This window comes from Pandoraea sp. 64-18 (assembly GCF_001899225.1).
GTDB lineage: Bacteria > Pseudomonadota > Gammaproteobacteria > Burkholderiales > Burkholderiaceae > Pandoraea > Pandoraea cepalis.
Genome location: NZ_MKVU01000019.1, coordinates 157,264 through 183,234, shown reverse-complemented (window position 1 = coordinate 183,234; position 25,971 = coordinate 157,264). Strand labels below are relative to the sequence as shown.

22 protein-coding genes and 1 pseudogene are annotated in these 25,971 nt (G+C 65.5%); 18 read left to right on the top strand and 5 right to left on the bottom strand.

Annotated features, from left to right (window positions below):
* The first annotated feature begins 39 nt into the window (after window positions 1–39).
* From BGP02_RS16970 to BGP02_RS16955, 4 genes are all read left to right on the top strand, one after another.
* Entirely contained in the window at window positions 40–1,491 is a 1,452-nt protein-coding gene (locus BGP02_RS16970; protein WP_286798881.1) for an aldehyde dehydrogenase, read from the top strand.
* An 81-nt stretch (window positions 1,492–1,572) separates the two neighbouring features.
* The gene (locus BGP02_RS16965) at window positions 1,573–3,447 is read left to right on the top strand and encodes a feruloyl-CoA synthase (protein WP_286798879.1); all 1,875 of its coding nucleotides are present in this window, start codon (window positions 1,573–1,575) and stop codon (window positions 3,445–3,447) included.
* Window position 3,448: 1 nt separating this feature from the next.
* Window positions 3,449–5,191 (top strand): acyl-CoA dehydrogenase family protein, encoded by a 1,743-nt coding sequence (locus BGP02_RS16960; RefSeq protein WP_286798877.1) that lies wholly within the window; start codon window positions 3,449–3,451, stop codon window positions 5,189–5,191.
* The gene (locus BGP02_RS16955; protein ID WP_286798876.1) at window positions 5,188–6,093 is read left to right on the top strand and encodes an amidohydrolase family protein; all 906 of its coding nucleotides are present in this window, start codon (window positions 5,188–5,190) and stop codon (window positions 6,091–6,093) included. Before BGP02_RS16960 ends, BGP02_RS16955 begins: the two co-directional genes overlap by 4 nt.
* A gap of 43 nt (window positions 6,094–6,136) precedes the next feature.
* Here BGP02_RS16955 and pcaQ read toward each other — a convergent pair whose 3' ends face one another.
* Window positions 6,137–7,084 carry a pca operon transcription factor PcaQ gene (pcaQ, locus tag BGP02_RS16950; protein WP_017233226.1) on the bottom strand — a complete coding sequence of 316 codons (948 nt, stop codon included), beginning with the start codon at window positions 7,082–7,084 and terminating at the stop codon, window positions 6,137–6,139.
* 119 nt (window positions 7,085–7,203) lie between these two features.
* Here pcaQ and pcaH point away from each other — a divergent pair, with 119 nt between their 5' ends.
* From pcaH to pcaD, 5 genes are all read left to right on the top strand, one after another.
* The gene (pcaH, locus tag BGP02_RS16945) at window positions 7,204–7,914 is read left to right on the top strand and encodes a protocatechuate 3,4-dioxygenase subunit beta (protein ID WP_017233227.1); all 711 of its coding nucleotides are present in this window, start codon (window positions 7,204–7,206) and stop codon (window positions 7,912–7,914) included.
* Window positions 7,915–7,917: 3 nt separating this feature from the next.
* Window positions 7,918–8,508, top strand: a complete 591-nt coding sequence (gene pcaG, locus BGP02_RS16940) for a protocatechuate 3,4-dioxygenase subunit alpha (RefSeq protein WP_286798875.1) — start codon at window positions 7,918–7,920, stop codon at window positions 8,506–8,508.
* Window positions 8,509–8,648: 140 nt separating this feature from the next.
* Window positions 8,649–10,025, top strand: a complete 1,377-nt coding sequence (locus BGP02_RS16935) for a 3-carboxy-cis,cis-muconate cycloisomerase (RefSeq protein WP_268567354.1) — start codon at window positions 8,649–8,651, stop codon at window positions 10,023–10,025.
* The gene (gene pcaC / locus BGP02_RS16930; protein WP_017235254.1) at window positions 10,022–10,447 is read left to right on the top strand and encodes a 4-carboxymuconolactone decarboxylase; all 426 of its coding nucleotides are present in this window, start codon (window positions 10,022–10,024) and stop codon (window positions 10,445–10,447) included. The genes BGP02_RS16935 and pcaC overlap by 4 nt, the downstream gene beginning before the upstream one ends.
* Before the next feature lie 13 nt (window positions 10,448–10,460).
* Window positions 10,461–11,267, top strand: a complete 807-nt coding sequence (pcaD, locus tag BGP02_RS16925; RefSeq protein WP_017235255.1) for a 3-oxoadipate enol-lactonase — start codon at window positions 10,461–10,463, stop codon at window positions 11,265–11,267.
* Between the two features lie 94 nt (window positions 11,268–11,361).
* Here pcaD and BGP02_RS16920 read toward each other — a convergent pair whose 3' ends face one another.
* On the bottom strand, window positions 11,362–12,291 hold the full coding sequence (locus tag BGP02_RS16920; RefSeq protein WP_051060325.1) for a helix-turn-helix domain-containing protein: 930 nt from the start codon (window positions 12,289–12,291) through the stop codon (window positions 11,362–11,364).
* Window positions 12,292–12,570: 279 nt separating this feature from the next.
* On the opposite strand from BGP02_RS16920, the gene pobA reads away from it, so the two are divergent.
* Window positions 12,571–13,749 carry a 4-hydroxybenzoate 3-monooxygenase gene (gene pobA, locus BGP02_RS16915; protein ID WP_017235257.1) on the top strand — a complete coding sequence of 393 codons (1,179 nt, stop codon included), beginning with the start codon at window positions 12,571–12,573 and terminating at the stop codon, window positions 13,747–13,749.
* 268 nt (window positions 13,750–14,017) lie between these two features.
* Complete coding sequence (locus BGP02_RS16910) at window positions 14,018–15,394, top strand: MFS transporter (RefSeq protein WP_286798874.1); 1,377 nt, start codon at window positions 14,018–14,020, stop codon at window positions 15,392–15,394.
* 77 nt (window positions 15,395–15,471) lie between these two features.
* Here BGP02_RS16910 and BGP02_RS16905 read toward each other — a convergent pair whose 3' ends face one another.
* Together BGP02_RS16905 and BGP02_RS16900 are read right to left on the bottom strand one after the other, a co-directional pair.
* Window positions 15,472–17,226 (bottom strand): chloride channel protein, encoded by a 1,755-nt coding sequence (locus BGP02_RS16905; RefSeq protein WP_017235259.1) that lies wholly within the window; start codon window positions 17,224–17,226, stop codon window positions 15,472–15,474.
* Window positions 17,227–17,278: 52 nt separating this feature from the next.
* On the bottom strand, window positions 17,279–17,716 hold the full coding sequence (locus tag BGP02_RS16900) for a MarR family winged helix-turn-helix transcriptional regulator (protein ID WP_051060326.1): 438 nt from the start codon (window positions 17,714–17,716) through the stop codon (window positions 17,279–17,281).
* A gap of 241 nt (window positions 17,717–17,957) precedes the next feature.
* Between BGP02_RS16900 and BGP02_RS16895 the strand changes: the two genes are divergently transcribed.
* The 6 genes and pseudogenes from BGP02_RS16895 to fliE form a co-directional block, all read left to right on the top strand.
* The gene (locus BGP02_RS16895) at window positions 17,958–18,200 is read left to right on the top strand and encodes a hypothetical protein (RefSeq protein ID WP_150563235.1); all 243 of its coding nucleotides are present in this window, start codon (window positions 17,958–17,960) and stop codon (window positions 18,198–18,200) included.
* A 143-nt stretch (window positions 18,201–18,343) separates the two neighbouring features.
* Window positions 18,344–19,576, top strand: a complete 1,233-nt coding sequence (locus BGP02_RS16890; RefSeq protein WP_017235261.1) for a hypothetical protein — start codon at window positions 18,344–18,346, stop codon at window positions 19,574–19,576.
* Between the two features lie 44 nt (window positions 19,577–19,620).
* Window positions 19,621–20,298, top strand: a complete 678-nt coding sequence (locus BGP02_RS16885) for a Vgb family protein (RefSeq protein ID WP_286798873.1) — start codon at window positions 19,621–19,623, stop codon at window positions 20,296–20,298.
* A gap of 191 nt (window positions 20,299–20,489) precedes the next feature.
* On the top strand, window positions 20,490–21,053 hold the full coding sequence (gene ahpC, locus BGP02_RS16880; RefSeq protein WP_017235263.1) for an alkyl hydroperoxide reductase subunit C: 564 nt from the start codon (window positions 20,490–20,492) through the stop codon (window positions 21,051–21,053).
* 206 nt (window positions 21,054–21,259) lie between these two features.
* The gene (gene ahpF / locus BGP02_RS16875; RefSeq protein ID WP_268567357.1) at window positions 21,260–22,858 is read left to right on the top strand and encodes an alkyl hydroperoxide reductase subunit F; all 1,599 of its coding nucleotides are present in this window, start codon (window positions 21,260–21,262) and stop codon (window positions 22,856–22,858) included.
* Between the two features lie 210 nt (window positions 22,859–23,068).
* Window positions 23,069–23,218: pseudogene (fliE, locus tag BGP02_RS16870) on the top strand (flagellar hook-basal body complex protein FliE); the annotation flags it as partial.
* Window positions 23,219–23,285: 67 nt separating this feature from the next.
* On the opposite strand, the gene BGP02_RS16865 reads toward fliE, so the two are convergent.
* Window positions 23,286–24,194 (bottom strand): LysR family transcriptional regulator, encoded by a 909-nt coding sequence (locus BGP02_RS16865; protein ID WP_017235266.1) that lies wholly within the window; start codon window positions 24,192–24,194, stop codon window positions 23,286–23,288.
* 308 nt (window positions 24,195–24,502) lie between these two features.
* Between BGP02_RS16865 and BGP02_RS16860 the strand changes: the two genes are divergently transcribed.
* Window positions 24,503–25,915, top strand: a complete 1,413-nt coding sequence (locus tag BGP02_RS16860; protein WP_017235267.1) for a methyl-accepting chemotaxis protein — start codon at window positions 24,503–24,505, stop codon at window positions 25,913–25,915.
* Window positions 25,916–25,971 lie beyond the last annotated feature (56 nt).

Sequence of the window (25,971 nt, the reverse complement as noted above, 5' to 3'; positions counted from 1 at the left end):
GCGCAACGTTCATCGGTGACCGGAAAGAGGGAGAGCGCAATGCATGAAGTGCAGATGCTGATCGGGGGCCAGTGGCGTGGCGCGCAGGGTGGGGCAACGTTCGAGCGCATCGATCCGGTGACGGGCGAAGTTGCCACACGGGCACCGGCCGCGACGCTGGCGGATGCCGACGCGGCCGTCGACGCGGCGCAAGCGGCCTTTCCCGCCTGGGCGGCGCTGTCGCCGACGGCGCGTCGGCAACGCTTGCTTGCGGCCGCCGAGCGCATGGACGCCCGCGCGGCGGAGTTCATCGCCATCGGGGCCGCCGAGACCGGCGCGATGGCCAATTGGTATGGCTTCAACGTCATGCTCGCGGCCAACATGCTGCGCGAAGCGGCGGCCATGACCACGCAAATCGACGGCAGCGTGATTCCGAGCGATGTGCCTGGCAGTCTTGCAATGGCAGTGCGCTCGCCGGTCGGCGTGGTTCTCGGCATCGCGCCGTGGAATGCCCCGGTGATTCTCGCGACGCGCGCGCTTGCCATGCCGCTCGCGTGCGGCAACACGGTCGTGCTCAAGGCGTCGGAGCAATGCCCCGGCGTGCATGCGTTGATCGGTGCCTGCCTGCACGATGCGGGGCTGGGCGACGGGGTGGTCAACGTCGTGACGAATGCGCCGCACGATGCCGGCGAGATCGTGGCGCGACTGATTGCGCACCCGGCTGTCAGGCGCGTGAACTTTACCGGCTCGACGCACGTGGGGCGCATCATCGCGCGCCTCGCCGCGGAACATCTCAAGCCGGCGCTGCTGGAGTTGGGCGGCAAGGCCCCGGTGCTCGTGCTCGACGACGCCGATCTGGACGCCGCCGTCGACGGCATTGCGTTCGGCGCGTTCTTCAATCAAGGGCAGATCTGCATGTCGACCGAGCGAGTGATCGTCGACGCGCGCATCGCGGACGCCTTCGTCGCAAAGCTCACGGCGAAGGCCGCGACGTTGCGCGCCGGGTCGCCGACGTCGCCCGACAGTGTGCTCGGTGCGATGGTGAGCGCGCAGGCGGCGTCGCGCGTGGCGGCGCTGGTCGAGGACGCTCGCACGCATGGCGCGCATCTGCCGCTGGGGTGCCGGGTTGACGGTGCGATCATGCAGGCGACGATCGTCGATGGCGTGAGCCCGGCGATGCGCCTGTACCGCGAGGAGTCGTTTGGTCCGGTGGTGACGATCCAGCGTGTAAGCGGCGATGACGAGGCGGTGCGAGTGGCCAACGACAGCGAGTTTGGCTTGTCGGCCGCGATCTTCAGCCGGGACGTATCGCGAGCGCTGCAATTGGCCAAGCGCATCGAGTCGGGAATTTGCCACATCAATGGCCCGACCGTGCACGACGAAGCGCAGATGCCGTTCGGCGGCGTGAAGTCCAGCGGCTACGGCCGATTCGGCAGCAAGGCGTCGATCGGCGAGTTCACGGAACTGCGCTGGATCACCGTGCAGACAACGCCGCGCCATTACCCGATCTGATCGTTCGCAGGATGAGGCTGTGCCCGTGCGCGGACGCTACCGAGAGAGCGCCGCGGCGGGATCGAAGCAGGAGACAGTGTTTTGAATCAAGGCAACAACACCGCCGCCACGCACGACGTGGCGGCTCATCGCTATCGCCAGGTCGCCATCGGCAACCCGGGGGTCGACGTGATTCGCGATGGCGAATGCTGGTATCTGCGCTCGCGTGAGCCGCTCGGCGATTTTCCGGCGCGTCTCACGGACCGGCTCATCTCCGGCGCGGCACGGCACCCGGAACGGTGGCTCGTAGCGCGTCGCGGCCCCGACGGTCAATGGATCGGCATCACGTATGCGCAGATGCTGCAGCGTGCGCGTGCGATCGGCCAGGCATTGCGCGATCGCGGAATGTCGCCGCAACGTCCCATCGCGATCCTCTCCGGCAACGATCTGGAACACTTTGAACTCGCGCTCGGCGCGATGTACGCCGGGGTGCCGTTTGCGCCGATCTCGCCGGCGTATTCGATCGTGTCGACGGACTTCGGGAAGCTGCGTCATACGCTGGAATTGCTGCAGCCGGGGCTGGTGTACGCGACGGATGCGGGCGCCTACGGTCGCGCCATGGACGCCGTGCTTGACGACAATGTGGTCCGCGTCACCGCGCGCGGCGACGGGGGCACGCTGGCCTTCGATGCGCTGCGCGATACCGTGCCGCGCGACGTCGACGCCATTCACGCGCAAGTCAACGGCGACACCATCGCCAAGATCCTCTTCACGTCCGGCTCAACCCGTCTGCCGAAGGCCGTGCCGACCACCCAGCGCATGCTGTGCAGCAATCAACAGATGCTGCTGCAAACGTTCCCGACCTTCGGCGAGGCGCCGCCCGTGCTGGTCGACTGGTTGCCTTGGAATCATACGTATGGCGGCAGTCACAACGTCGGCATCGCGCTCTACAACGGCGGCACGCTCTACATCGACGACGGCAAGCCGGTCGCAGGCAAGTTCGAGGAAACGTTGCGCAATCTGCGCGAGATCTCTCCGACCGTGTATTTCAATGTGCCGAAGGGATGGGAGGATCTCGCCATCGCCCTCGAAAACGACGCGGCCCTGCGCGAGCGCTTCTTCGCCCGTGTGAATCTCTACTTCTTCGGCGGTGCCGGGCTGTCCCAGGCGGCCTGGGACCGGCTTGAACGCGTGACCGAGGCGCATTGCGGCGAGCGTATCCGGATCATGTCGGGGTTGGGGATGACCGAGACGTCGCCGAGTTGCATGTTCACCACCGGGCCGATCATGCGTGCGGGCTACATCGGCTTGCCCGCGCCCGGCTGCGAAGTGAAGCTCGCCCCGGTCGGCGGCAAGCTCGAAGTGCGCTTTCGCGGACCGAACGTCATGGCCGGCTATTGGCGTCACCCGTCGGGCGATCCCGTGTTCGACGACGAGGGCTACTACTGCACAGGGGATGCCGCCACATTTGTCGACGCGCAGCACCCGGAGGTCGGTCTGCAATTCGACGGACGCATCACCGAAGATTTCAAGCTCAGTTCAGGCACATTCGTGAGCGTGGGGCCATTGCGGGCTCGCGTGATTTCGGAAGGGGCGCCCTATGTGCAGGACGCGGTTGTCACCGGCATCAATCGCGACGATATCGGATTGATGGTCTTCCCGCGCGTCGAGGATTGCCGGCGCTTGAGCGGTTTGCCGTCACACGCGCCGCTGAGCGACGTGCTGGCGAGCGGTCCCGTGCGTGAAGCGTTCTCGGCACTGCTCGCACGACTGAATGCGAGCGCCGGGGGAAGCGCCACGTATGTTGCGCGACTCATGCTGCTCGACACTCCGCCCTCGCTCGACCGGGGCGAAGTCACCGACAAGGGATCGATCAACCAGCGCGCGGTGCAGGACCAACGTGCCGTGACCGTCGATGCGTTGCATGCCGCGCAGGCGGGCGACCCGCGCGTCATCCTCGCACCCGCAAGGCGCTGACATGATGTACCCGCAATCGCTTGGCGCGGCCGAAGACATCGCGTTCGTGCTGAACACGCTCGGCGTGGGCGACGCGTTGACGCGCCTCGCCCCGTTTCGTGAATTCGACACGGCCACACTCGTGCAAGTCGTCGACGAAGCCGCCCGTTTCTCCCGTGGAGTGCTTGCGCCGCTCAACGCTGTGGGGGACCGCGAAGGTTGCACCTGGCGCGACGGCGAGGTGCGCACGCCCAGCGGCTTCGCCGATGCCTATCGCCAGTATTGCAACGCCGGTTGGCCGTCGCTGCCGTGCGATCCGTCATTGGGCGGACAGGGGTTGCCTGTCGTGGTGCAGGTGGCCGTGCAGGAACTCACGGCCGGCGCGAATCTCGCCTGGACGATGTACCCAGGCATCCTGCATGGCGCGTATGAATGCGTGCACCGATTCGGCAGCGCCGCACTGCGCGATGCGTGGCTGGGGCCGCTGGTCAGCGGTGAATGGCTCGCCACGATGGCGTTGACGGAACCGGGCGCCGGCAGCGACCTCGGGCAGATTCGCACGCGTGCCGAATGGATCGACGGGCAGCACGAGGCCGTGCGCGTGACCGGCGAGAAGATTTTCATTTCGGGCGGCGAGCAGGATCTCACCCCGAACATCGTTCATCTCGTGCTTGCTCGTACACCGGATGCCCCGCCGGGCAGCGGCGGGTTGTCACTCTTTCTTGTCCCCAAGGTGCTTGCGAATGGCGAGCGCAATGCCGTGCGTTGTACGGGCATTGAGCACAAGATGGGGATTCGCGGGAGCGCGACGTGCTCGATGGCGTTCGAGGGCGCGACCGGTTACCTCATCGGTGCACCGCATCGCGGCCTCGAGGCGATGTTCGCGATGATGAACTCGGCGCGGCTGCATGTGGGGGCGTCCGGCGTTGGACTGGCGCAGAGCGCCTACGATATGTCGGTTCGACATGCCCTTGAGCGTGTGCAATCGCGCGTGCCGGGGGCCGATGCCGGCGTGCCCATCGCCGGGCATCCGGCGGTGTGGCGCTTGCTCGAGGGGCAGCGCGTGGCGGTCGAGGGCGCGCGACTGTTGTTGTATCGCGCGGCGCTCGCCATCGATGAGGCTCACCATGCCGACACGCCGCAGGCGCGCGTGCAGGCCGATGCGCTGGCGGCGCTGCTCACCCCGGTGGTCAAGGCGATGCTCACCGAGCAGGCGTTCCTGGGCGCCAGCGATGCGTTACAGGTTTTCGGGGGCTACGGTTATGTCGAAGAGACCGGCATCTCGCAGTTTCTGCGCGACGCGCGTATCCCGATGATCTATGAAGGGACCAATGAAATTCAGGCCATCGACCTGATGCTGCGCAAGGTCGTCAAGGACGACGGCGCCACGTTGTCGCAATGGCTGACGTGGGCGCGTGCGCAGGTGAGCGAGGCGCGCATCGTCGTCGACACGCGCGATGGCTTCGACGCCGCGCTGACGGTGCTCGACGAGTGGACGTTGCTGATGCCGTCGGTCATCGCGTTGGCGCGAACATCGCCCCGCGCGGCATTGTGTGTCGCGGGCGAGGTGATGCGCGTGGTGCACGGCTTGTCGATGGCAGGCCTCTGGGCGCAGGCGGCGCTGGCGGCGCACCGCGTCCAAGGGCCCGTCGCCGATGGGAAACGCCGCGCGGCGCGCTATTGGTTGAAGTTCAGCCTGCCGGAGACGCGTCGTGCGATGGCGATCGTCGCTGCGCAAATCCGTGACCCGGAGACCGCCGAATGAATCTCGACAAGCTCATCGCCATCGATACGCACGTGCATGCGGAAGTGTCGTGCTGCCAGCCACCGGACCTGTTCGGCAAGGCGTTCGACGACGCGGCCGATAAATATTTCGGCACGGTGCTCAAGCAGAATCGCCGCCCCACGATTCCCGAGACCATCGAGCATTACCGCGCGCGCAATATCGGCTTCGTGATGTTTACCGTCGATTGCGAGGCGAACATCGGGCGTCGCCGTATTCCGAACGAGGAGATCGCGGGCTTCGCGCAGGAGAACGCGGACATCATGATCGCATTTGCGAGCATCGATCCGCACAAGGGACGCATGGGCGTGCGCGAGGCGAGGCGGCTCGTCGAGGAATTCGGCGTGCGCGGCTTCAAGTTCCATCCCACCATGCAGGGATTCTTCGCCAACGACCGCATGGCCTACCCGATGTACGAGCTGATTGCCGAATACCAGCTCACTGCGGTCTTTCATAGCGGTCATTCCGGTATCGGCTCAGGCATGCCCGGCGGCGGCGGGTTGCGGCTCAAGTTCTCGGAGCCGATCCATCTCGACGACGTGGCGACCGACTTCCCGGACATGAACATCGTGATCGCACACCCGTCGTGGCCGTGGCAATCGCAAGCCCTGTCCATCGCGCTGCACAAGCCGAACGTCTACATCGATCTGTCGGGGTGGTCGCCCAAGTATTTTTCGCCGGAGCTGATGCAATACGCGAATTCGCTGCTGCGCGAGAAGATGCTGTTCGGCTCGGATTTTCCGCTCATCGCGCCGGACCGGTGGTTGCGCGACTTCGAGACGGCGGGGTTTCGCGACGAGGTCAAACCGCTTGTGCTCAAGGACAACGCAGTGCGCATGCTCGGGCTTGCGGACACGCAGCAGAACATCGCGTCGGCGGCGTGACGGGCGGCGGGCGGCGGGCGTGAACGGTCGCGCCGTGCTGTGGTCAGCGTACGCCCGGTGTGCCGTAGCGCACGCGTGCCGCTTCGCGCATGGCGCTGATGAGCGTTTGTTCCGGCGGCGTCGGGACGGTGTCGTTGCGCCACAGAATGCCGATGGACTCCTCGGTGCCCTTCGTCGCGAACGGCAAAGCACACAGCACGCCATCGGCAAGGTCGTCCTGCACGGTGATTTCGGAGGCGATCCAGATGACATCGTCGCGCAAGGTCATCGCGCGCGCGAGCGACATCGAGAGCAGCTCGGAATAGTCGTCGAGCATGCCCACGCCATGCGCGCGCAAGAAGCCGTCGGCGGTATGCCGCAGGATCGTGCCGTTCGGCGGCAGCACCACGTGATAGCGCGCAATGTCGGCCATCGACACGCTACGCTGCTGAACGAGCGGATGCGACGCACGCACCACCACGCTCAGCGGGGTTGCGCACAGGTGCTCGAAGGTGAGGCCCGCCATGCCCTCGGGGTCCGACATCCGGCCGAGCGCCAGCGTGACCTGTCCGGACTTCAACTGCGTGAGCAACTGTTGATTGGCGCCGGTGTGGACTTGCACGACGATGCCCGGCCATTCGCGCCGGAACGTTTCGAGCACGCTGGGCATCATGGCGGCCGCCAGGGTGGGCAAAACGGCGATCTCGATCACGCCGCCCGTCTGGCCGTTGGCGCGAGCGAGCACGTCGATGCCCTGCCGCAGTGCGCTCACGCTTGCGCCCGCATGCCGCAGAAACAGTTCGGCCTGTGCGGTGGGGCGCGCGCCATTGCGCCCGCGCTCGAACAGACGCACGCCCAGCAGGCCTTCGAGTTCGGCAATCGTCTTGCTGACGGCCGGTTGCGTAATGGACAGGGCTTCCGCGGCACGCTGCAGGCTGCCGTGTTGGGCAACCGCCAGCAGGCATTGCAGATGGCGCAGCTTGATGCGCCCGTCGAGTCGATGTCTTTCCATGCCGAAAAGTTATGAAAAACCTAAGAAAATGTCAATAAATATATCCATTGATTATGGATATAGTGTCGAAAACCAGCTGGCGGCAAGCCAGATTCGTCAACACAAAATGGAGTGAGACCATGTCGAATTCGACGACCGTCCTGCGCCCCCGCGATTGGGATTCGCATCCCAAGCTGATCGACAGCGGGTATAAGTCCACGGCGCTGCGCGGCCCCAAGCAACTGCTCGTGCCCGTCAAGCAGAACCTCGCGAACCTGCGTTCGCCGGTCTACGGTCACGGTATCGTCGGGGCGCTCGATAGCGACCTGACGCGCAATGCAGTGCGCAACGGCGAGCCGCTTGGCGAGCGCATGATCGTCACGGGCCGCGTGCTCGACGAAGGCGGTCGTCCGGTGCCGAACACGCTTGTCGAGCTGTGGCAGGCCAATGCATGCGGCCGCTACGTGCACAAAGTCGACCAGCACGACGCCCCGCTGGACCCGAACTTTCTCGGTGCCGGCCGCGCGCTGACCGACGCGCAGGGCCGTTACAAATTCCTGACCATCAAGCCAGGCGCTTACCCGTGGAAGAACCACCACAACGCGTGGCGTCCGCAGCATCTGCACTTCTCGGTGTTCGGTGAGTATTTCGCGACCCGGCTGGTCACGCAGATGTACTTCCCGGGCGATCCGCTGCTCGGCTACGATCCGATTTTTCAGGCCACCCCGGCGCATGCCCGCGACCGTCTGATTGCGCGCTTCTCGATGGATATCACCGAGCCCGAGTACGCACTGGGTTACGAATTCGACATCGTCCTGCGCGGTGCCGACCAAACGCCGATGGAGTCCTGAGTCATGTCCGATTATCAGCAAACGCCGTCGCAGACCGTCGGCCCGTACTTCGCTTATGGCCTGTCGCCGGAGCAGTACCGTTACGACTTCAAGAGCGCCTTCACCCCCGTGGTAGCGCTCGATCGTGCCGAAGGTGAGGCCATCCGCGTGGTCGGACAGGTGCTCGACGGCGCCGGTCAACCGATCAACGACGCGTTGATCGAGGTCGTGCAGGCCGATGCCGCTGGGCGCTACGTGCAGAGCGCCGAGGACATCGAGCGCACCGGCTTTGCCGGCACGGGCCGCTGCGGCACCGGCACCCACGCCGAGCACTGTTTTGTCTTCGACACGATCAAGCCGGGCGCGGCCGCGCCCGGCGAGGCACCGCGCATCGATGTGATTCTGACGATGCGGGGCTTGCTCAATCATCTGTTTACGCGTATCTATTTCGACGACGAGGCAGCGACCAATGCGCTCGACCCCGTGCTGCAACAAGTGCCGGCCGAGCGTCGCCACACGCTGATCGCACGCCGCGAGGTGAGCGGCGGGCGTGTGTCGTACCGGTTCGACATCCGCATGCAGGGCGACGAGGAGACGGTTTTCCTCGACCTTTGATGCTGGTCATGCAAGGCTGACACTGGCGCGGCTTCGGGCTGTCGGCATGAAAGTGCTGACAGCCCGCGGCCGTCTCCGCCTTTTTGCAACGGAACAGGGCGACCCGGCCTGACCCAACCCTAATCACTCTCGACGCTCCGATGACGGAACTGCTTGACTCTTTGCTGCGCGGCGCTGCCGTGACAGCGCGTTTCTCGCGCGACGCCACGCTGCAGGGCATGCTGGACTTCGAAGCGGCGCTGGCTGCCGCCGAGGCCGAGGCCGGCCTGATCCCGGCCGCCGCTGTCGCCCCGATCGCCGCCGCCGCGCGGGCCGGCGATCTCGACTGGCCCGCCCTGCGAGACGCCGCGGCTGGCGCGGGCAACCTCGCGATTCCCTTGGTCAAGCAACTGACAGCGCGTGTAAAAGCGCTCGATGCCGATGCCGCGCGCTTCGTGCATTGGGGCGCGACCAGTCAGGATGCCATCGACACCGGACTCATCCTGCAGGTGCGTGGCGCGCTCGACGACCTTGGCGCCGACCTCGACGGCCTCATCGCCGAACTCGCGGTGCAAGTTCGGCAGCATCGTGCGACCGTCATGGTCGGCCGCACGTGGCTGCAACACGCTTTGCCGATTACGTTCGGCCTCAAGCTTGCGGGTACGCTCGACGCTTTGTTGCGCGCGCGCGCCGATCTCGCGAACGTGCGTGGGCAGGTGCTGTGCGCGCAGTTCGGCGGGGCTGCCGGCACGTTGGCGTCGCTCGGCACGCTGGGCCCGGTGGTCGCCGCAGCGCTGGCGCGTCACCTGGGGCTGTCGGAGGCGATCACGCCGTGGCACGGCCAGCGCGATCGCATCGTGCGCGTGGGAAGTTGGGCGGCGTCGCTGACGGGCTCGCTGGGCAAGTTCGCGCGCGACACGGCGATGCTGACGCAAACCGAAGTCGGCGAAATTGCCGAAGCCTCCGGTCCCGGGCGTGGTGGTTCGTCGACCATGCCGCACAAGCGCAATCCGGTTGGCTGTGCGGCAATGCTCGCGGCGGCCACCCGCACGCCGCAACTGGCCGCCACGTTGTTCGTTGCGATGCAGCAGGATCACGAACGCGGTTTGGGCACGTGGCACGCCGAGTGGGAAACGCTGCCCGAACTGCTCATGCTGTGCGGTGGTGCGCTGGCCACCGCGCGCACGCTCGTGCAAGACTGGACGGTCGACACGGCGCGCATGCGGGCAAACCTCGACATCACGCACGGCCTCATCATGGCCGAGGCCGTGACGATGGCGTTGGGCGAAACGATGGGGCGTCTCGAAGCCCATCGGCGTGTCGAAGCACATTGCCGCAGTGCGCTCGCGCAGCACCGTCCTTTGCTCGACATCCTGCGCGAAGACGATGACATTACCCGCAGCCTCGGCATTGCAACGCTCGAGCGACTGACGGACCCGCAACATTATCTGGGTGCTGCCGAGACGTTTGTGGGCCGAGTTCTCGCGCTTGCCGACGCCGCCGTGACACCCTCCCAACCCGGCAGGAAATCAACATGAACGATCAGGAACGCTACGACAACGGCATGCAGGTGCGCCGCGCCGTCCTCGGTGACGCGCACGTGGATCGCACCCTCACACGCCGCAACGAATTCAACGACGACTTCCAGAACTTCATCACACGCTTCGCCTGGGGCGATGTCTGGACGCGTCCGGGTCTCACGCGCCATATGCGCAGCATGGTGACGCTCTCGCTGCTCATCGCCTTGAATCGCGGCGACGAGTTTCGCATGCACGTGCGCGCCGCGTTCAACAACGGCGTGACGCGCGAGGAAATGAAGGAGCTGTTCATGCACGCTGCCCTGTATTGCGGCCTGCCTGCCGCCAATCAGGCGATCCACGACGCCGAGACGATCTTCGCGGAGATGGAAGCCGCCGAGCCCGGTTCGACGACCCGTGCGCGCGACGCCGCACAACGCTGAGGAGCCGAAACGAATGACGACGGAACGTCTTATCGAGGTGGGCGACGCTACGCTGCGCGTGGCGATCGACGGCGACGACCGCGCACCGGCGTTGGTGCTGTCCAATTCGCTGGGCACGACGCTCGAGATGTGGGCGCCGCAGGTGCCGGCGCTCGCCCGTGAATTCCGGGTGGTCCGTTACGACGCGCGCGGACATGGCGGCTCGTCCGTCACGCCGGGCCCTTACGTCATCGACCAATTGGGACGTGACGTGATCGGGCTGCTCGACGCGCTGCATATCGAGCGTGCGAGCGTGGCGGGGGTGTCGATGGGCGGCATGACGGGCATGTGGCTGGGAATTCACGCACCACAGCGTATCGAGCGTCTCGCTATCGTTTGCTCTTCGGCGCACATCGGCGGCGAAGACGGCTGGAATGCGCGCATTCGCACGGTGCTGGCCGATGGTATGGCTGCCGTCGCCGACGCCGTGGTGTCGCGCTGGTTTACGCCCGCATTCGCGGAGCAGGAGCCGGCGTTGATCGAGCGCATGAAGGCGATGTTCCGCTCGCTGTCGCCGCAGGGCTACGCGGCCGCCTGCGCTGCCGTGCGCGATATGAATCAGCTCGACGAGATCGCGTCGATCACCGCGCCGACATTGATCGTGACCGGCGCGGGGGACCTCGCAACGCCGCCCGCGATGTCGAGCGCGATGCTCGAACGGATTCCTGGCGCGCAGCAGATCGTCGTGCCGGGCGCGCATCTCTCCAATATCGAGTGTGCCCCGGCCGTGACTGAGGCGCTCTTGAGCTTCCTGCGCGTGCCGACGCCGGCCAATGCGTAAGCACTGAGCGCCGACGCATCGGGGAATCTGCGAATCGGTGCGTCGCCGGGGGGCGGGCCTTCAACAGGGAAGGCCCGCCCCCCGGGGCATCAGGTTATGAGGCGTCGCCCAAGTGGGCATGTTGCGCGTTGCGGCGGAACGCCGACGGTGTGACGCCGACATGCCGTTTGAAGACGCGACAGAAATACGCCGGGTCCTGGAATCCGAGTTCGTAAGCCACGTGCGAGACCGGCGCGGGAATATAGATCAGCTTGCGGCGCGCTTCGAGCATCAATCGGTCCTGCACCAGATCGAAGGCCGATTTTCCCGCGATGCGACGGCACAACCGATTGAGCTTGCTCTCGGTGACGTGCAGTCGTTCGGCGTAGGCCGGTACAGCCCATGCCTCGGTGTAATGCGTCTCGACAAGGGCGCGAAAGCGCGCGAACAAATCCAGCTCCGTGCGTCCGGCCCGTGTCGCCGAATCGTGATGCGCATGCAGGCGCGCGAGCAGCAGCAGCACGCTGCGCGTGAGCCATCCCACCATTTCCGCATGCCCGAGTTGCGGGCGTGAAAACTCGTCCATGATGAGACCGAGCAACGTATGGAGACGGTCGCGCGTTTGCGGTGCGTCGCCCAGCGGGAATAGCCACGGCTTGCGCAGCAGCGACGCCATGTCGGCATCGGCGCCGAGCGCGGCATCGAACGGCACGCTCTGCGCCATCGTCAACACGAAGCCGTGCGCGCCGCGCGAGAAGCGGAAGTTATGGACGGCCGACGGATGCACCGTGATGACGGCCGGGCCTTGCACCTCCCACGTGGCGTCGTCGACGTTCGCCTCCACCGCGCCTTCGAAGATCGCCAGCACCTGGAACAGTCCCAGATGCCGGTGCGTGTCGATATGCCAGTCGTAGAGGCGGCTGCGCGTCTCAATCCACTCGATATGGACGAAATCGGCGCTGTCGGTGCCCGTCAATTCACCATACAGCGAGAATTCCGGAATCGCCTCGCGCGCCGCGCGCAGCCGGGGTGACGCGCCTGACATACTGGTTTTCCCTTGGTCGAAGTTGTCGAAAAAGTACAAGAAAGGCGTCGATTCATCCATTCAACTCGACGCGTGCGGTCCATAAGATATGACGCATTCGCCCCTCGTGACAAGGCGTGTCCATCGGTTCAGGGATGCTCGTTTACGCGTAGTCCCAATTCGGTGCAGCAAGCGCAAGGCAGCAGAGAAATGCAAGCCGCATGCAGGCCGTCGACCCGTCGCGAGATGCCCCGGCACGGGTGTGCCAGGCACGGGCAATGCCACTACAGGAGACAACGCATGCGAACCCATTACCCCGTCGTCATCGTCGGTGCCGGTCCGGCCGGACTGCTGCTTTCCCATCTGCTGCATCTGCAAGGCATCGAATCGATCGTGCTCGAATCGCGCACGCGCGCTGCCGTGGAATCGACCATTCGCGCCGGTGTGCTGGAGCAGGGCACGATGGATATTCTCAACGAGACGGGCGTGGGCGAGCGCATGCGTCGCGAAGGTGCGCTGCATCACGGTATCGAGCTGGCATTCGGCGGCCAGCGTCATCGCATTGCGCTGACCGAACTGACCGGCCGCGCCATTACGGTCTATGCGCAGCACGAAGTCATCAAGGATCTGATCGCAGCGCGCGAAGCGGTGCAGGGCGACATCCTGTTCGACGTGTCGGACGTCTCGGTGCATGACATCGATAGCACGAAACCGAGCGTGCAATTCACGGTGGACGGCCAGGTGCGACGGCTGACGTGCGACTTTATCGCGGGCTGCGACGGCTTCCACGGGGTGTGCCGCCCGGCCATGCCCGCCTCGGTGCGCAAGGAATATCAGCGCGTGTATCCGTTCGGCTGGTTCGGTGTGCTGGTGGAGGCGCCGCCGTCGTCCGACGAACTGATCTACGCGGCACACGAGCGCGGCTTCGCGTTGATCAGCACGCGCTCCCCGACGGTGCAGCGCATGTACTTCCAATGCGATCCGAGCGAGCGCGCCGAGACGTGGAGCGACGAGCGTATTTGGCAAGAGCTGCACATGCGCACGGAAAGCGACGACGGCTGGCGCCTCAAGGAGGGGCCGATCTTCCAGAAGAGCGTGATCGCGATGCGAAGCTTCGTCGCCACGCCGATGCAGTACGGTCGCTTGTTCCTGGCGGGCGACTCGGCGCATATCGTGCCGCCGACGGGCGCCAAGGGCATGAATCTGGCCGTGGCCGACGTGTGGCGTCTGGCGCGCGCGCTCGACGATTTCTTCCATCGCGATAATGAAGCCGGTTTGCACGGATATTCGGAGGCGGCGCTCAAGCGGATCTGGCGCGCGGAGCACTTCTCGTACTGGATGACGCGCATGATGCACCGCCTCGACGACGCCACGCCGTTCGAGCAACAGATGCAGCGCTCGGAACTGGAGTACGTTGTCAGTTCGCGCGCGGCATCGCTCATGCTCGCGGAGAACTATGTGGGGCTGCCGCTTGCCTGAGGCGCAGGGCGGGGCATCGGCGCGCGGGCGCCAGTGCTCGCCTGCTCGCGCGTATAACCGGCCGTTATGGATGATCTGACGAAAGATCATTTTGACGGCCACTGGAAGGCCTTACAGTAGCGGCACAAAATCGACGCCGCAAATCCGTCGAATCAAGGCGACCGACAAGCGCGCCACGCCATGGCACCGGACGCGCATCGGTGGCGGCGAAATCCAAAATAATGACGGGACGACAACCGGGGCGGCCACGCCCCGAGGAGACAGTTTCATGCATCAGACGAGAACGGTGGATGTGCCCACCTATATCAACGCACACCGGTTTTCCGGCTATCAGTGGGTGGCGTTGATCCTGTGCTTCTTCGTCGTCGCCATCGACGGCTTCGATACCGCGGCCATCGGTTACATTGCGCCTTCGCTGGTGCAGCAGTGGCACATCGACAGAGGTTCGCTGGGTCCGGTGCTCTCTGCGGCGCTCTTCGGTCTGGCGGGCGGGGCGATCTTCGCCGGGCCGCTCGCCGACAAGCTCGGGCGCAAGACGCTGTTGGTGCTCTCGGTCGTCTTCTTCGGCATCGCAAGTCTCGCGACGGCTTTCGCTCAGGATCTCGAAACGCTCACGGCGCTGCGCTTTCTGACAGGGCTGGGGCTCGGCGCGGCCATGCCGAATGCCGTGACGCTGATTTCCGAGTACGCGCCGGAAGCGCGTCGCGCGGTGATCGTCAACACCATGTTCTGCGGATTCCCGCTGGGTGCGTCGGTGGGGGGATTCGTTGCCTCGTGGGTGATTCCGCACTTTGGCTGGCATAGCGTGCTGGTGCTCGGCGGCGTGCTGCCGCTGGTGCTGTCGGTGCTGCTGATGCTTTGCCTGCCGGAGTCGGTCAAGTTTCTCGTGGTGCGTCAAAAGCCGATCGAGCGGGTGCGCCGCATCCTGTCGCGGATTTCGGGCGAGTCGCTCGATGACGTCGGCACCTTTACGGTCAATGAAGCGGCCCCGAAGCGGGCCGGTTCCGCCATCGGTGTCGTGCTCTCGAAGCAATATGGCTTCGGTTCGCTGATGCTGTGGGTGACCTACTTCATGGGACTCGTCATCTTCTATCTGCTCACGAGCTGGATGCCGCTGCTGTTCAAGGATGCCGGGTTCACCATCGAACGGGCTGCGCTGATCACGGCCCTGTTCCCGCTGGGCGGCGGCATCGGCACGATTCTGTCGGGCTGGTGCATGGACAAGTTCAACGCGCAGAAAGTGGTCGCCGTAGGCTACGCGCTCACGGCCGTGCTGGTGTATGCGGTGGGGCAGGTGATGGGCAACATCGGCGCGCTGGTCGTGCTGATTTTCCTGGCAGGCACGGCGATGAACGGTGCGCAGTCGTCGATGCCGTCGTTGGCTGCAATGTTCTATCCGACGCACGGCCGCGCCACGGGCGTGGCGTGGATGCTCGGTGTGGGGCGCTTCGGCGGGATTGCGGGGGCGTTGCTGGGCGCGGAACTGATGCGCCGTCACATGGGGTTCGCATCGACGTTCTCGCTGCTCGCCATGCCGGCTGTGATCGCCATGCTGGCGTTGCTAGCGAAGAATGCCTGGGAACGGGCCCACGGCAATTCGACGTCTGCGTCGCGCGACGCGCGCAACTCGGCGCCGATGCACTGACCAATAACGGTCGTCTCGTCGCTTCTCGCTCTGACGCGCCGTCAACCCTGGTTGACGGCGCGTCGTCGTATCGAGAATCAGCTACGTCGGCGTCCGAGATGAAGCATGCGCTCGCGCACTTCTTCTTCCGAGCGCCAGTGCTCAGCCGGTTTGACCAGATCGCTGCGGCTGATGATGCCGACGAGCTTGCGTGAAGCGGCATCGCTCACGACCGGCAGTCGTTCCAGGTGATGCGCGGCGAAGCGTGCCGACACGATACGCCCCGTCTCCGACGCCAGCGCGACGAGCGGCGGATTCGCGCCATACAGTTGGCCCAGCGTTTGCAACCCTTGTGTCTGCGCGCGCGTGAGTGCTTGCCGGTCGACCATGCCGAGCACGCTGTGCTCGGCGTCGACCACGGGGTAGGCGCGATGGCGCTGGCCCGCGCCGAAGGCTTGCTGCGCGGCTTCGTCGATGAGCATGTTGGCGGCCAATGACACCGGCTCTCGGGTCATCAACTCGCCAACGTGCAGGCGCTCCAGCGGATCGACGCCATACTCGCGATGGATGTGACGGCCACGTCGCGCAATCTTCTCCGTCATGATCGAGCGCGGCATGATCCAGATCGTGATGCCGTAGGAGATGCCGCAAGTGAGCAGTAGCGGCAGCAACGCGTTCACGTTGTGTGTGAGACCAAGGGCGAAGACGATGGCCGTCAGCGGCGCGCCGAGCACGCCCGCGAGCGTTGCCGCCATGCACACCAGTGCCCACAGCGAGACGTCGCCACCCGGCAGCACCGGTGCGAGGAGCGTGCCGAGCCCGGCACCGATCATGAGCAGCGGTGCGAGCACCCCGCCCGAGGTGCACGATCCCAGGGCAATCGCCCAGATGATCGCCTTGACCACCAGCAGCGCCAGCGCGGCATGCAGCGTGAAGTGTCCGGCGAGCAGGTCTGCGATGACGTCATAGCCCACGCCGAGCGCACGCGGCTGGAGATAGCCGCCAATGCCGATGGCGACACCGCCGATGGCCGGCCACCACATCCAATGCACGGGAAGCTTGTGAAAGCCGTCTTCGATGGCGTAGAGGGCGCGCGACATGCCGGCGGACAGAACGCCCGCACATACGCCGGCGATCACGCACGACAGCAGGGCGATGGGGGCGACGACGGATTCCGCCATCGGAAAGAGCGGACCTGCGTCGAGCATCAGCGGCCGTGCGAAACCGGCGACCGCGCATGCAGCGATCACCGGCAGCAGGCTGCGCGGACGCCATTCGAAAAGCAGCAGTTCCACGGCGAGCAGCACGGCGGCGACCGGCGTGCCGAATACGGCCGTCATGCCGGCGGTGGCGCCGGCCACGAGCAGTGTCTTGCGCTCGGCGGCGCTCAGGTGAAAGTATTGGGCGATGAGCGAGCCGACGGCGCCGCCCGTCATGATGATCGGGCCTTCCGCGCCGAATGGCCCGCCACTGCCGATCACAATGCCCGAGGACAACGGTTTGAGGATGGCGACGCGCGGCGACATCTTGCTCTTGCCGAACAGAATCGCCTCGATGGCTTCGGGAATGCCGTGACCGCGAATCTTGTCGCTGCCGAAGCGGGCCATCGCGCCGACGATCAGTCCGCCGATGACCGGTAGAGCGATGACCGCTGCGCCGAGCGTGTTATTGGCGGGCGAGCGTGGCGCGAACGAGAGCGTTTGATAGAAGAAAAGGTTGGTGAAGCCCTGGATGAGGTGCAGCAGCAACCACGCGGCAGGCACACCGCAAAAGCCGATGACGGCGGCCAGCGCAATGAGTCGAGGCAGGCCCGGCGCACGCGAAAAGTCCCGTGCATGGGCGGGCGCGGCCATGGTGGAGTGAGGCGAAGGAGTATGGGGAACGGAAGCCATGACAATGCCGTGATTACAAATGAACGCCACGAATGTGGAAGATGTCCGCAAAGGTGCTCAACTCGTTGCGGTGCTGGGCGGCGAGATTCATGAGGCACGCGTCGCCCGCCGCTGAGAGGTGCACTTCCACCACTCGCCGGTCGCTTTCGTTTTGGCGGCGCGTGACGAGCCCGGCTTTCTCGCAGCGCGCAACGAGCGCCACCACGCTGTGATGCACGGCTTGCAGGCGCTCGGCCAATTCACTGATGGACGCCCAGTCGCGCCCCGGGATACCTTTGACGTGCAGCAGCAACAGGTACTGCTGCGGCGTGATGCCTTCGTCGCGTGCGGCGGACTCGCTGAAATTGAGAAAACGGCGCAGCCGATAGCGGAATTCCGATAGGGCTTCGAAATCGCTCTTGGTCAGCGCATCGGTGGTGACCGTTGGATTGGGCGAGGCAGGCGCAGGCATGAGTCGGGCGGGCGAGAAGCGCCGCATAGTCCAAAAACAAAAAAATATATCATATCGCGATACATTTGGCGGGCTTAGGGATAGCCGGGATGACAAATGGGGGCCAGTGCGTGCAGAATCGCGAAAAAACGAGACTCAGTAGTGACGGGAACTCGATCCCCGCCGAGATGACGGAACGCTCGTTGCCGATAGTCGGTGACAAGCGCCGTTCGAGCGGGCCGACCTCTGACAGGGAGGAGACATGGCTTCCACGGTCCGACGCCGCTGGCGTACGGGAACGTTGTTGTTGCTATCGGTGGCGCTGGGCTCCACAGTGGCCGCCTATCACTACGCCTCCGGTTTTGAACTGGGTGGCGGCGTTTTTCAGCAGATCGGTTTCGGACGTCAGGGCACGTCGTCCGGGCCGGGAGCGCACGTGCGCAAAGCGGCGTCGTCCTGTTCCGGGAGCGATTGTCGCGGCGACCCGGCGTCTCAGTCCCATTGAATCGTCCGCACGGCATGCCTGCCGCGCCCTCTTGCAGGGCGCGTCGTTCCCGCTTAGAAAACGTCACGCAGACCGACGGTGATGGTGTTCTGGGTTGCGTTGCATTCCGGCGCGCCATGCGTGATCCCCGGTAATATCGCGCGATGGACTCCCTCATTGCTGCTTCCGCGCGCGCGCTCGCTGCCGGCGATTCGCTGGGTGCCTTGCGTCGGATCGCGTTGCGCGACGATGCGCCAGCACTCGCGCTGCGCGGCATCGCGATGGCACAGCTGGGCGAGTTTGCCCGCGCGCGAGAGCTGTTCAAGCGGGCGGCGCGTAGCTTCGGCCCGCATGAGGCCCTGGCACGCGCTCGATGTGTAGTCGCCGACGCCGAAGTCGCGCTCGCCATGCGCGACCTTGGCGGGTCGACGCGATCGCTCCACGCCGCCGCCGCTGTGCTGCTTGCGCATGCGGACATCCCCAATGCCATGCTTGCGCATCTGGTGCTTGCCCGCCGCCTCGTGCTGCTCGGCAAGGTCGACGCCGCTGCGCAAGCCCTGCAGGACACCCCGTCAGACGCCGTCCCGGCGCGCCTCGTCGCCGGACATGCGCTGATCTGTGCCGAGCTGGCGCTGCGCACACTGCGCATTCCACAAGCGCATGCCATGCTCGCACATGCCCAAACGGCCGCGTCCGCGGCCAACATTCCCGCGCTGATCGCCGAAGTCGAGACCGTGCACGCCGCCCTGGCGCGACCGGCGGCTCGCCTTGCGCAGTCCGACGGCGAGCGCGCCTTGAACCTCGACGAAGTGGCACGACTGCTGCATTCGGATGGGCTCGTTGTCGATGCCTGTCGGCGCGGCATCAGCGCCGGCAATAGCGCCGGTAGCAGCTGGCGACCGCTGGCACGGCGTCCGGCGCTCTTCACCCTGGCGCTGCAACTCGCGCGCGCCTGGCCCGGCGACGTCGACCGCGATACGCTCATCGCGGAAGTGTTTCGACTGCGGCGCCCCGACGACACCCACCGCGCTCACCTGCGTGTGGAGATTGGCCGTCTGCGCGCGTTGCTCAAGGGACTCGCCGACATCGACGCGACGCCGCGCGGGTTCGTGCTGCGCACGCAAGGTGGGCGCGCAGTGTCGGTGCTGCTGCCGCCCATCGACGGCAATCGCGCGTCGCTTGTCGCTCTGCTGTCGGACGGTGCGGCGTGGTCGACTTCCGCCCTGGCCCTTGCACTCGGTGCGAGTCAACGCACCGTGCAGCGCGCCTTGTCCGCGCTGGAGCACGAGGGCCGCGTGTGCGCGCTGGGCCGCGCAAGGGCTCGTCGATGGACATCGCCGCCCCTCGCCGAATTCACGACGACATTGTTACTCCCTGTTGGATGGTCGTTTGGCTAGAGTGGACTTGCACGCCGACGACGGCGTCACAACCGGAGCCTGACATGACAAGCAAACTGCAACGAGCGGAACGTCCGCGTCCCCAAGCCGCCGTGATGGCGGCCGATATCGCCTGTGAGTACGGTCCGTTCGCGGGCAACGAGCGAATCCATGGCGTTACGTTCGACGGCCGACAGGTATGGGCCGCAACGGGCGATACCCTGATCGCCTTCGATCCCGCCACGGGCGAAGTTCGTCGCACGATCGCCGCCCCGAGCGACGCCGGCACGGCCTTCGACGGCATGCACCTCTATCAGATCGCCGAATCGCGTATCGACAAGATCGATCCGTCGACCGGCAAGGTCGTCTCGTCGATTCCCGCGCCCGACAGCGGCAGCAACTCGGGACTGACGTGGGCCGAGGGCAGCCTCTGGGTCGGGCAATATCGCGATCGCCGCATTCTCCAGATCGATCCTGCCACCGGGCAGGTGTTGCGCAGCATCGCGTCCGATCGGTTCGTGACCGGCGTGACCTGGGTGAACGATGAACTGTGGCACGGCACGTGGGAGAACGACGAGAGCGAACTGCGTCAGGTCGACCCCGCCAGCGGTGAAGTGCTCATGCACGTGGAGATGCCGCAGGGCATTGGCGTGAGCGGCCTGGAGCATAACGGTGCCGATCTGTTCTTCTGCGGCGGCGGTGGCAGCGGCAAGGTTCGCGCGGTGCGCTATCCGCAGCGCTGAGCCACCGAGCGTCGGACAATGGCCGGTCTGACGCGGCAGGGACGACATGGCGGGCCATGTCGGAAGCGCGCGCGAAGGCTATCGGCGCCGATAGCCTGAGCCAATTGCATAGATTTTAATAATCAATTTTAGTAAATAAATAGTTTTCGGCATACTGTCAACACTTTCCACCCCGTCAGAGAGACAACGACATGCCGATCATCAACAGCCAGATCAAGCCGTTCAAAGCCAACGCCTACCAAAATGGCGATTTCATCACCGTGACCGACGAGACCCTGAAGGGTAAGTGGTCGGTGGTCGTGTTCTACCCGGCCGACTTCACCTTCGTATGCCCGACCGAGCTGGGCGACCTGGCCGATCACTACGACGAGTTCAAGAAACTGGGCGTCGAGATCTACAGCGTATCGACGGATACCCACTTCACCCACAAGGCCTGGCACGACACGTCGGACACGATCCAGAAGATCCAGTACCCGATGCTTGCCGACCCGACGTTGGCGATCTCGCGCAACTTCGACGTGCTGATCGAGGAAGAAGGTCTGGCACTGCGCGGCACGTTCGTGATCAACCCGGAAGGCGAGATCAAGCTGTGCGAAATTCACGACAACGGCATCGGCCGCGACGCCAAGGAATTGCTGCGCAAGGTCCAGGCCGCGCAGTACATCGCCGCCCATCCGGGCGAGGTCTGCCCCGCCAAGTGGACGCCGGGCGCGCAAACGCTGAGCCCGTCGCTCGACCTGATCGGCAAGATCTAAGCAAGATCCAAGCGCTACGGGGCACTAACGGGCCGCGTCCTGCGCTACGCACGATCGCCGCCGCAAGCGCCTCGCCAGCGCGCCAGCCGCTTGAGTCTGGCGCGCCGGCCCCTGACCCCGAACCCCGACGCCGACCTGCGCCTGCCTGTGGCCCGCGCGGTGGGCCTCGCTCACCCCATCACTCCCTATCGAGACGGAGAAACGCCATGCTGGACGCGAACCTCAAAGCCCAGTTGCAAACGTACCTTCAGAAAGTCACGCGTCCGATCGAAATCGCCGTGTGGCTCGACGATAGTCCGAAGTCGGCTGAAATGAAGGCGCTGGTCGACGAGATCGCCCCGCTCTCGCCACAGATCGCCGTCGTGGCGCACGCCGAGGGCGGCGACAGCGCCGGCGAGCGTCGTCCGTCGTTCGCCATCGGCACGCCGGGGGAAGCCCCGCGCATCCGCTTCGCCGGGCTGCCCATGGGGCACGAGTTCACGTCGCTGGTGCTCGCTTTGCTGCAAGTGGGCGGTCACCCGGTCAAGCTCGACGACGAGACCATCGCGCAGATTCGTGCGCTCGACGGCGATTTCCGCTTCGAGACCTACATCTCGCTGTCGTGCCAGAACTGTCCGGAAGTCGTGCAGGCGTTGAACGTCATGGCGTTGATCAATCCGCGCATCCAGCAGGTCACCATCGACGGCGCGTTATTCCAGGGCGAAGTCGAGGCGCGTCGGGTGATGGCGGTCCCCACCGTGTTCCTCAACGGCGAATCGTTCACGCAGGGCCGCACCAGCGTGAAGGAATTGCTCGCGAAACTCGACACGGGTGCAAGCGTGCGCGCCGCGAAGGCGCTCGAGAACAAGCCTGTCTACGACATGCTGATCGTGGGCGGCGGCCCTGCAGGGGCTGCCGCCGCGATCTACGCCGCCCGCAAGGGGATTGTGACGGGCGTGGTCGCCGAGCGTTTCGGCGGCCAGGTGCTCGACACGATGGCCATCGAGAATTTCGTCTCGGTGACGCACACCGAAGGACCGAAGTTCGCCACAGCACTCGAACAGCACGTGAAGACGTATGACGTCGACGTGATCGACACGCAGCGCGCGCAAGCCTTGATTCCCGGCAAGATTCACGAAGTGCATCTGGCCAGCGGCGCGGTGCTCAGGGCGCGGTCGGTCGTGCTGGCCACCGGTGCGCGCTGGCGTGAAATCGGCGTGCCGGGCGAGCGCGAATATCGCAACCGCGGTGTGGCCTATTGCCCGCACTGCGACGGCCCACTCTTCAAGGGCAAGCGCGTGGCGGTGGTCGGGGGAGGCAACTCGGGCGTGGAAGCGGCCATTGATCTGGCCGGCATCGTCAAGGAAGTCACGCTGATCGAATACGGCACGCAACTGCGCGCGGACGACGTGCTTCAGCGCAAGCTGCGCAGCCTGTCGAATGTGCGTGTGCTAATGAACGCACAGACGACCGAGATCCGTGGCGACGCGCAGAAGGTGGACGGTCTTGTGTATCGCGACCGCGCCTCGGGCGAGACGTCCACGATTGCGCTCGAAGGCGTGTTCGTGCAGATCGGTCTCGTGCCGAACACCGAGTGGCTCAAGGGGAGCGTGTCGCTCACGCGTCACGGCGAAATCGAAGTCGATGCCAAGGGCGCGACGTCGGTGCCCGGCGTGTTCGCCGCGGGCGATGTCACGACCGTGCCGTTCAAGCAGATTGTGATCGCCGTCGGGGAAGGCGCGAAGGCCTCACTGGGCGCCTTCGAACATCTGATGCTCAGCTCGGTGGAGGACGAGGCGGTAACGCCTGAGAAAATCGCCGCCTGACGCGAACCGACGCAGCCTGGCGCCGCTGCCGCAAGACAGCAAAGCCCTCACGTGTGACGCGCGTGAGGGCTTTGCTACATATGGGCCACGCGTGGGGCCGATCGCCGATGCCCGTCTCGATGGAACAGTCATTGATGGCCGAGAGGCGTCGCATGCATGCGACACAGCGCTAACTGGATAGCGTGACGGGGGGGGCGCGACGCCAGCGAGCGCATGCGCGCATTCGATCTGGGCCAGAGCGACGACCTGACCGGTGCAATGCTGTCGAGCGCTCAGGCCGATTTGTCGTTTTCGTTGCTGATGCGAACGCGTGACAAGGTCGTGGGTGCCGTGGAGGAGTGGGTACGCATGCCGTTCTGAGCGGGATGCGGCAAGCGCCATGCGTCGCTGGCGCACCCGTACCGACGTACGGACGAACCGCGCGCGGTTACCGCAACGTTGCCGGTTCGTCGGCGGCCCTGGCGAAGCACTGGGCGAGAAATCGCTCGGTCGGACGTGACAGGGCATCGGCATGCGGCACAAGCGCCGTCAGCAGTCGCTTGAGGCCATGCGGGGGATCGATGCGAACCGAGGCGAGCGCCGCGTCTTCGTGACGCATCGACATCGCGGACACGAAGCCCACGCCCATGCCCGCCCGCACGGCTTCCTTGATACTCTCCACCCCGGCCAATTCCAGCGCCACGCGTGGCGCGAGTCCGGCCACCGAGAACGCGCGCGCGACCAGCGCGCGTACCCCCGACCCCGGTTCACGCAGGATCAACGGGTACTCGGCGATGGCCTGCAGCGATGCGCCTTGCGGATGCTGCGCGAGGGGATGGTCGGCCCGGGCAATGGCAACGACTTCGTCGTCGCGCCACGGACGCACCGCGATCTCCGGCGACAGACCCGGCGGCACGGCGCCTTCGATGAATGCCACGTCGAGCCGATCGAGCTGCGCCACGATTTCACTGGTGTTGCCGTCGATGATATGCAGTGCGACCGCAGGGTAGCGTTGATGGAATTCCGCAATCGCGTAGGGCAGCAGGTAGCTTGCCGGCGTCGTACTCGCCCCGATGCGCAGCGCCCCGGTTTCCATGCCGCGCAGGCTATCGCGCAGTGCCATGGCCTGGCGATAGTCCTGCCGCAGCTTGTTGGCATATACGGCGACCTGCTCGCCCACGGCCGTCAGCCGGATACCGCGTCCATCGCGTCGATACAACGGCTCGCCGAACGACTCCTGCAACAGCCGCAACTGGCCGGAGACGGCCGGTTGCGATAGGTGCAGCGCTTGCGCCGCATGACTGATGTTGCCAAGTTCGGCCACGGTCGCGAAGGTCAGCAATTGGTCCGGCGTCATGTCGAATCCATCGGATAGGGTGATGATTGATCGCCATCATAGCCACTATTCGGATGATTGCGTGCCGACGCGACACGGCCGGGTCAGTAAGTCCCGCGTAAGCCGTGCATGAGAGGGTGGTCCTATAAAGTCGGAAGCGCGGGGCGGCGACCAGTGAGGCAACCCTCAAGTCGACCGTTTTTTCTCCCGTTATCTCTTTCGACACACCAGCGTGTGGCGCGAACGTCTGCCCCGATGATTTCCGTGCGGTACGGCGACTGTCGCGCCCTCGTCATAACAAGTGGATCAGAGACGCGAGGAGACTGACAATGGGGCTATTCACGCGCACCCGGGGAGCGGCGCAAACCGTCAACATCATGAAGGAGGTGGCGGCCAATGCCGGCACCCTCGGCGTTGAACTGTGCGACATCGCCGGTAACGTCGACGAGATCGCCGTTCGCATCAAGCGTCAGGCCGACGTGTTTCAGGCGCTTCACCAAACCGCCACCGAGACCAGCGAAGGCAACCAACGTATCGCCAGCGCCGCGCGTGAGGCCCGCGATGTGGCCGATCGCGCGAGCGCCGAAATTGCGGCGTCGCGCCACACGGCCGACGCGTCGCTGGCGTCGATCCACGGTCTCGTGGAGGGCGTCTCCGGCATGGCCGGCGAGATCGCCGGGCTGCGCGACGCGCTCGATCACGTCGGCAAGGTGGCTGAGGGTATTTCGGTGATCGCGCGTCAGACCAATCTGCTGGCGCTCAACGCCGCCATCGAAGCCGCGCGCGCCGGCGCGGCTGGGCGCAGCTTCGCGGTCGTGGCTACCGAGGTCAAACTGCTCGCGAGCAAGACGGCCGAGGCGACGCAGCAGATCGAGCACACGCTCGCCACGCTGGGCGAGCGCACCGAGCGCCTGATGCGCGAGAGCAACGCGAACGTCGCGCGCGCCAACGACGCCCGCGAAGGCACCCGCGCCATCGCCAGCGTGATCGAGACGGCCGGGACTGCGCTCGACACGTTCGACCGTCAGGCCGGACAGATCGCGCAGGCCAGCGAAGCCATCGAAAGCGAATGCGCCACGCTCGTCGCCCACGTCGATGAAATGGCCGACGGCGTTTCGCATTCGGCGGAACACGTTGAGCGTGCGCGCGAGCGTATCAACGGTTTGCTAGGCGTCTCGGAACATCTGATCGGCCTGATCGCCGGCAGCGACGTCGAGACGGAGGACACACCGTTCATTCGCGCGGTACGCCGCGCGGCCAAGCAGGTGGGGGAGAGCTTCGAGGCGGCGCTTGCCAAGGGCAAGATCACCGAGCAGGCATTGTTTGACCGCCGCTACGAGCCGATCCCCGGTTCGAACCCGCAGCAGTTGATGGCCAGCTTCACGCGCTTTACCGACGAGACGCTCCCGGCCATCCAGGAGCCGTTGCTCGCGCTCAACGAGCGTATCGCCTTTTGCGCCGCCGTCGACGAGAACGGCTATCTGCCGACGCATAACCGCAAGTTCTCGCAGGCACCGACCAACGATCCGGTCTGGAATGCCGCGAATTGCCGCAACCGGCGTTTGTTCAACGACCGCACGGGCGCGGCCGCCGGACGCAACACCCAACCGCTGTTGCTGCAGACTTACCGGCGAGATATGGGCGGCGGGGCGTTCATGGTGATGAAAGATGCCTCGGCGCCGATCTATGTGAATGGGCGTCATTGGGGCGGCTTTCGCATCGCCTATCGCGTCGGCAGGTAGCCGCGTTGCGCCGACCGGCGCGGCCAAAGACAACGCGCCACCGACTTCGCAGTCGG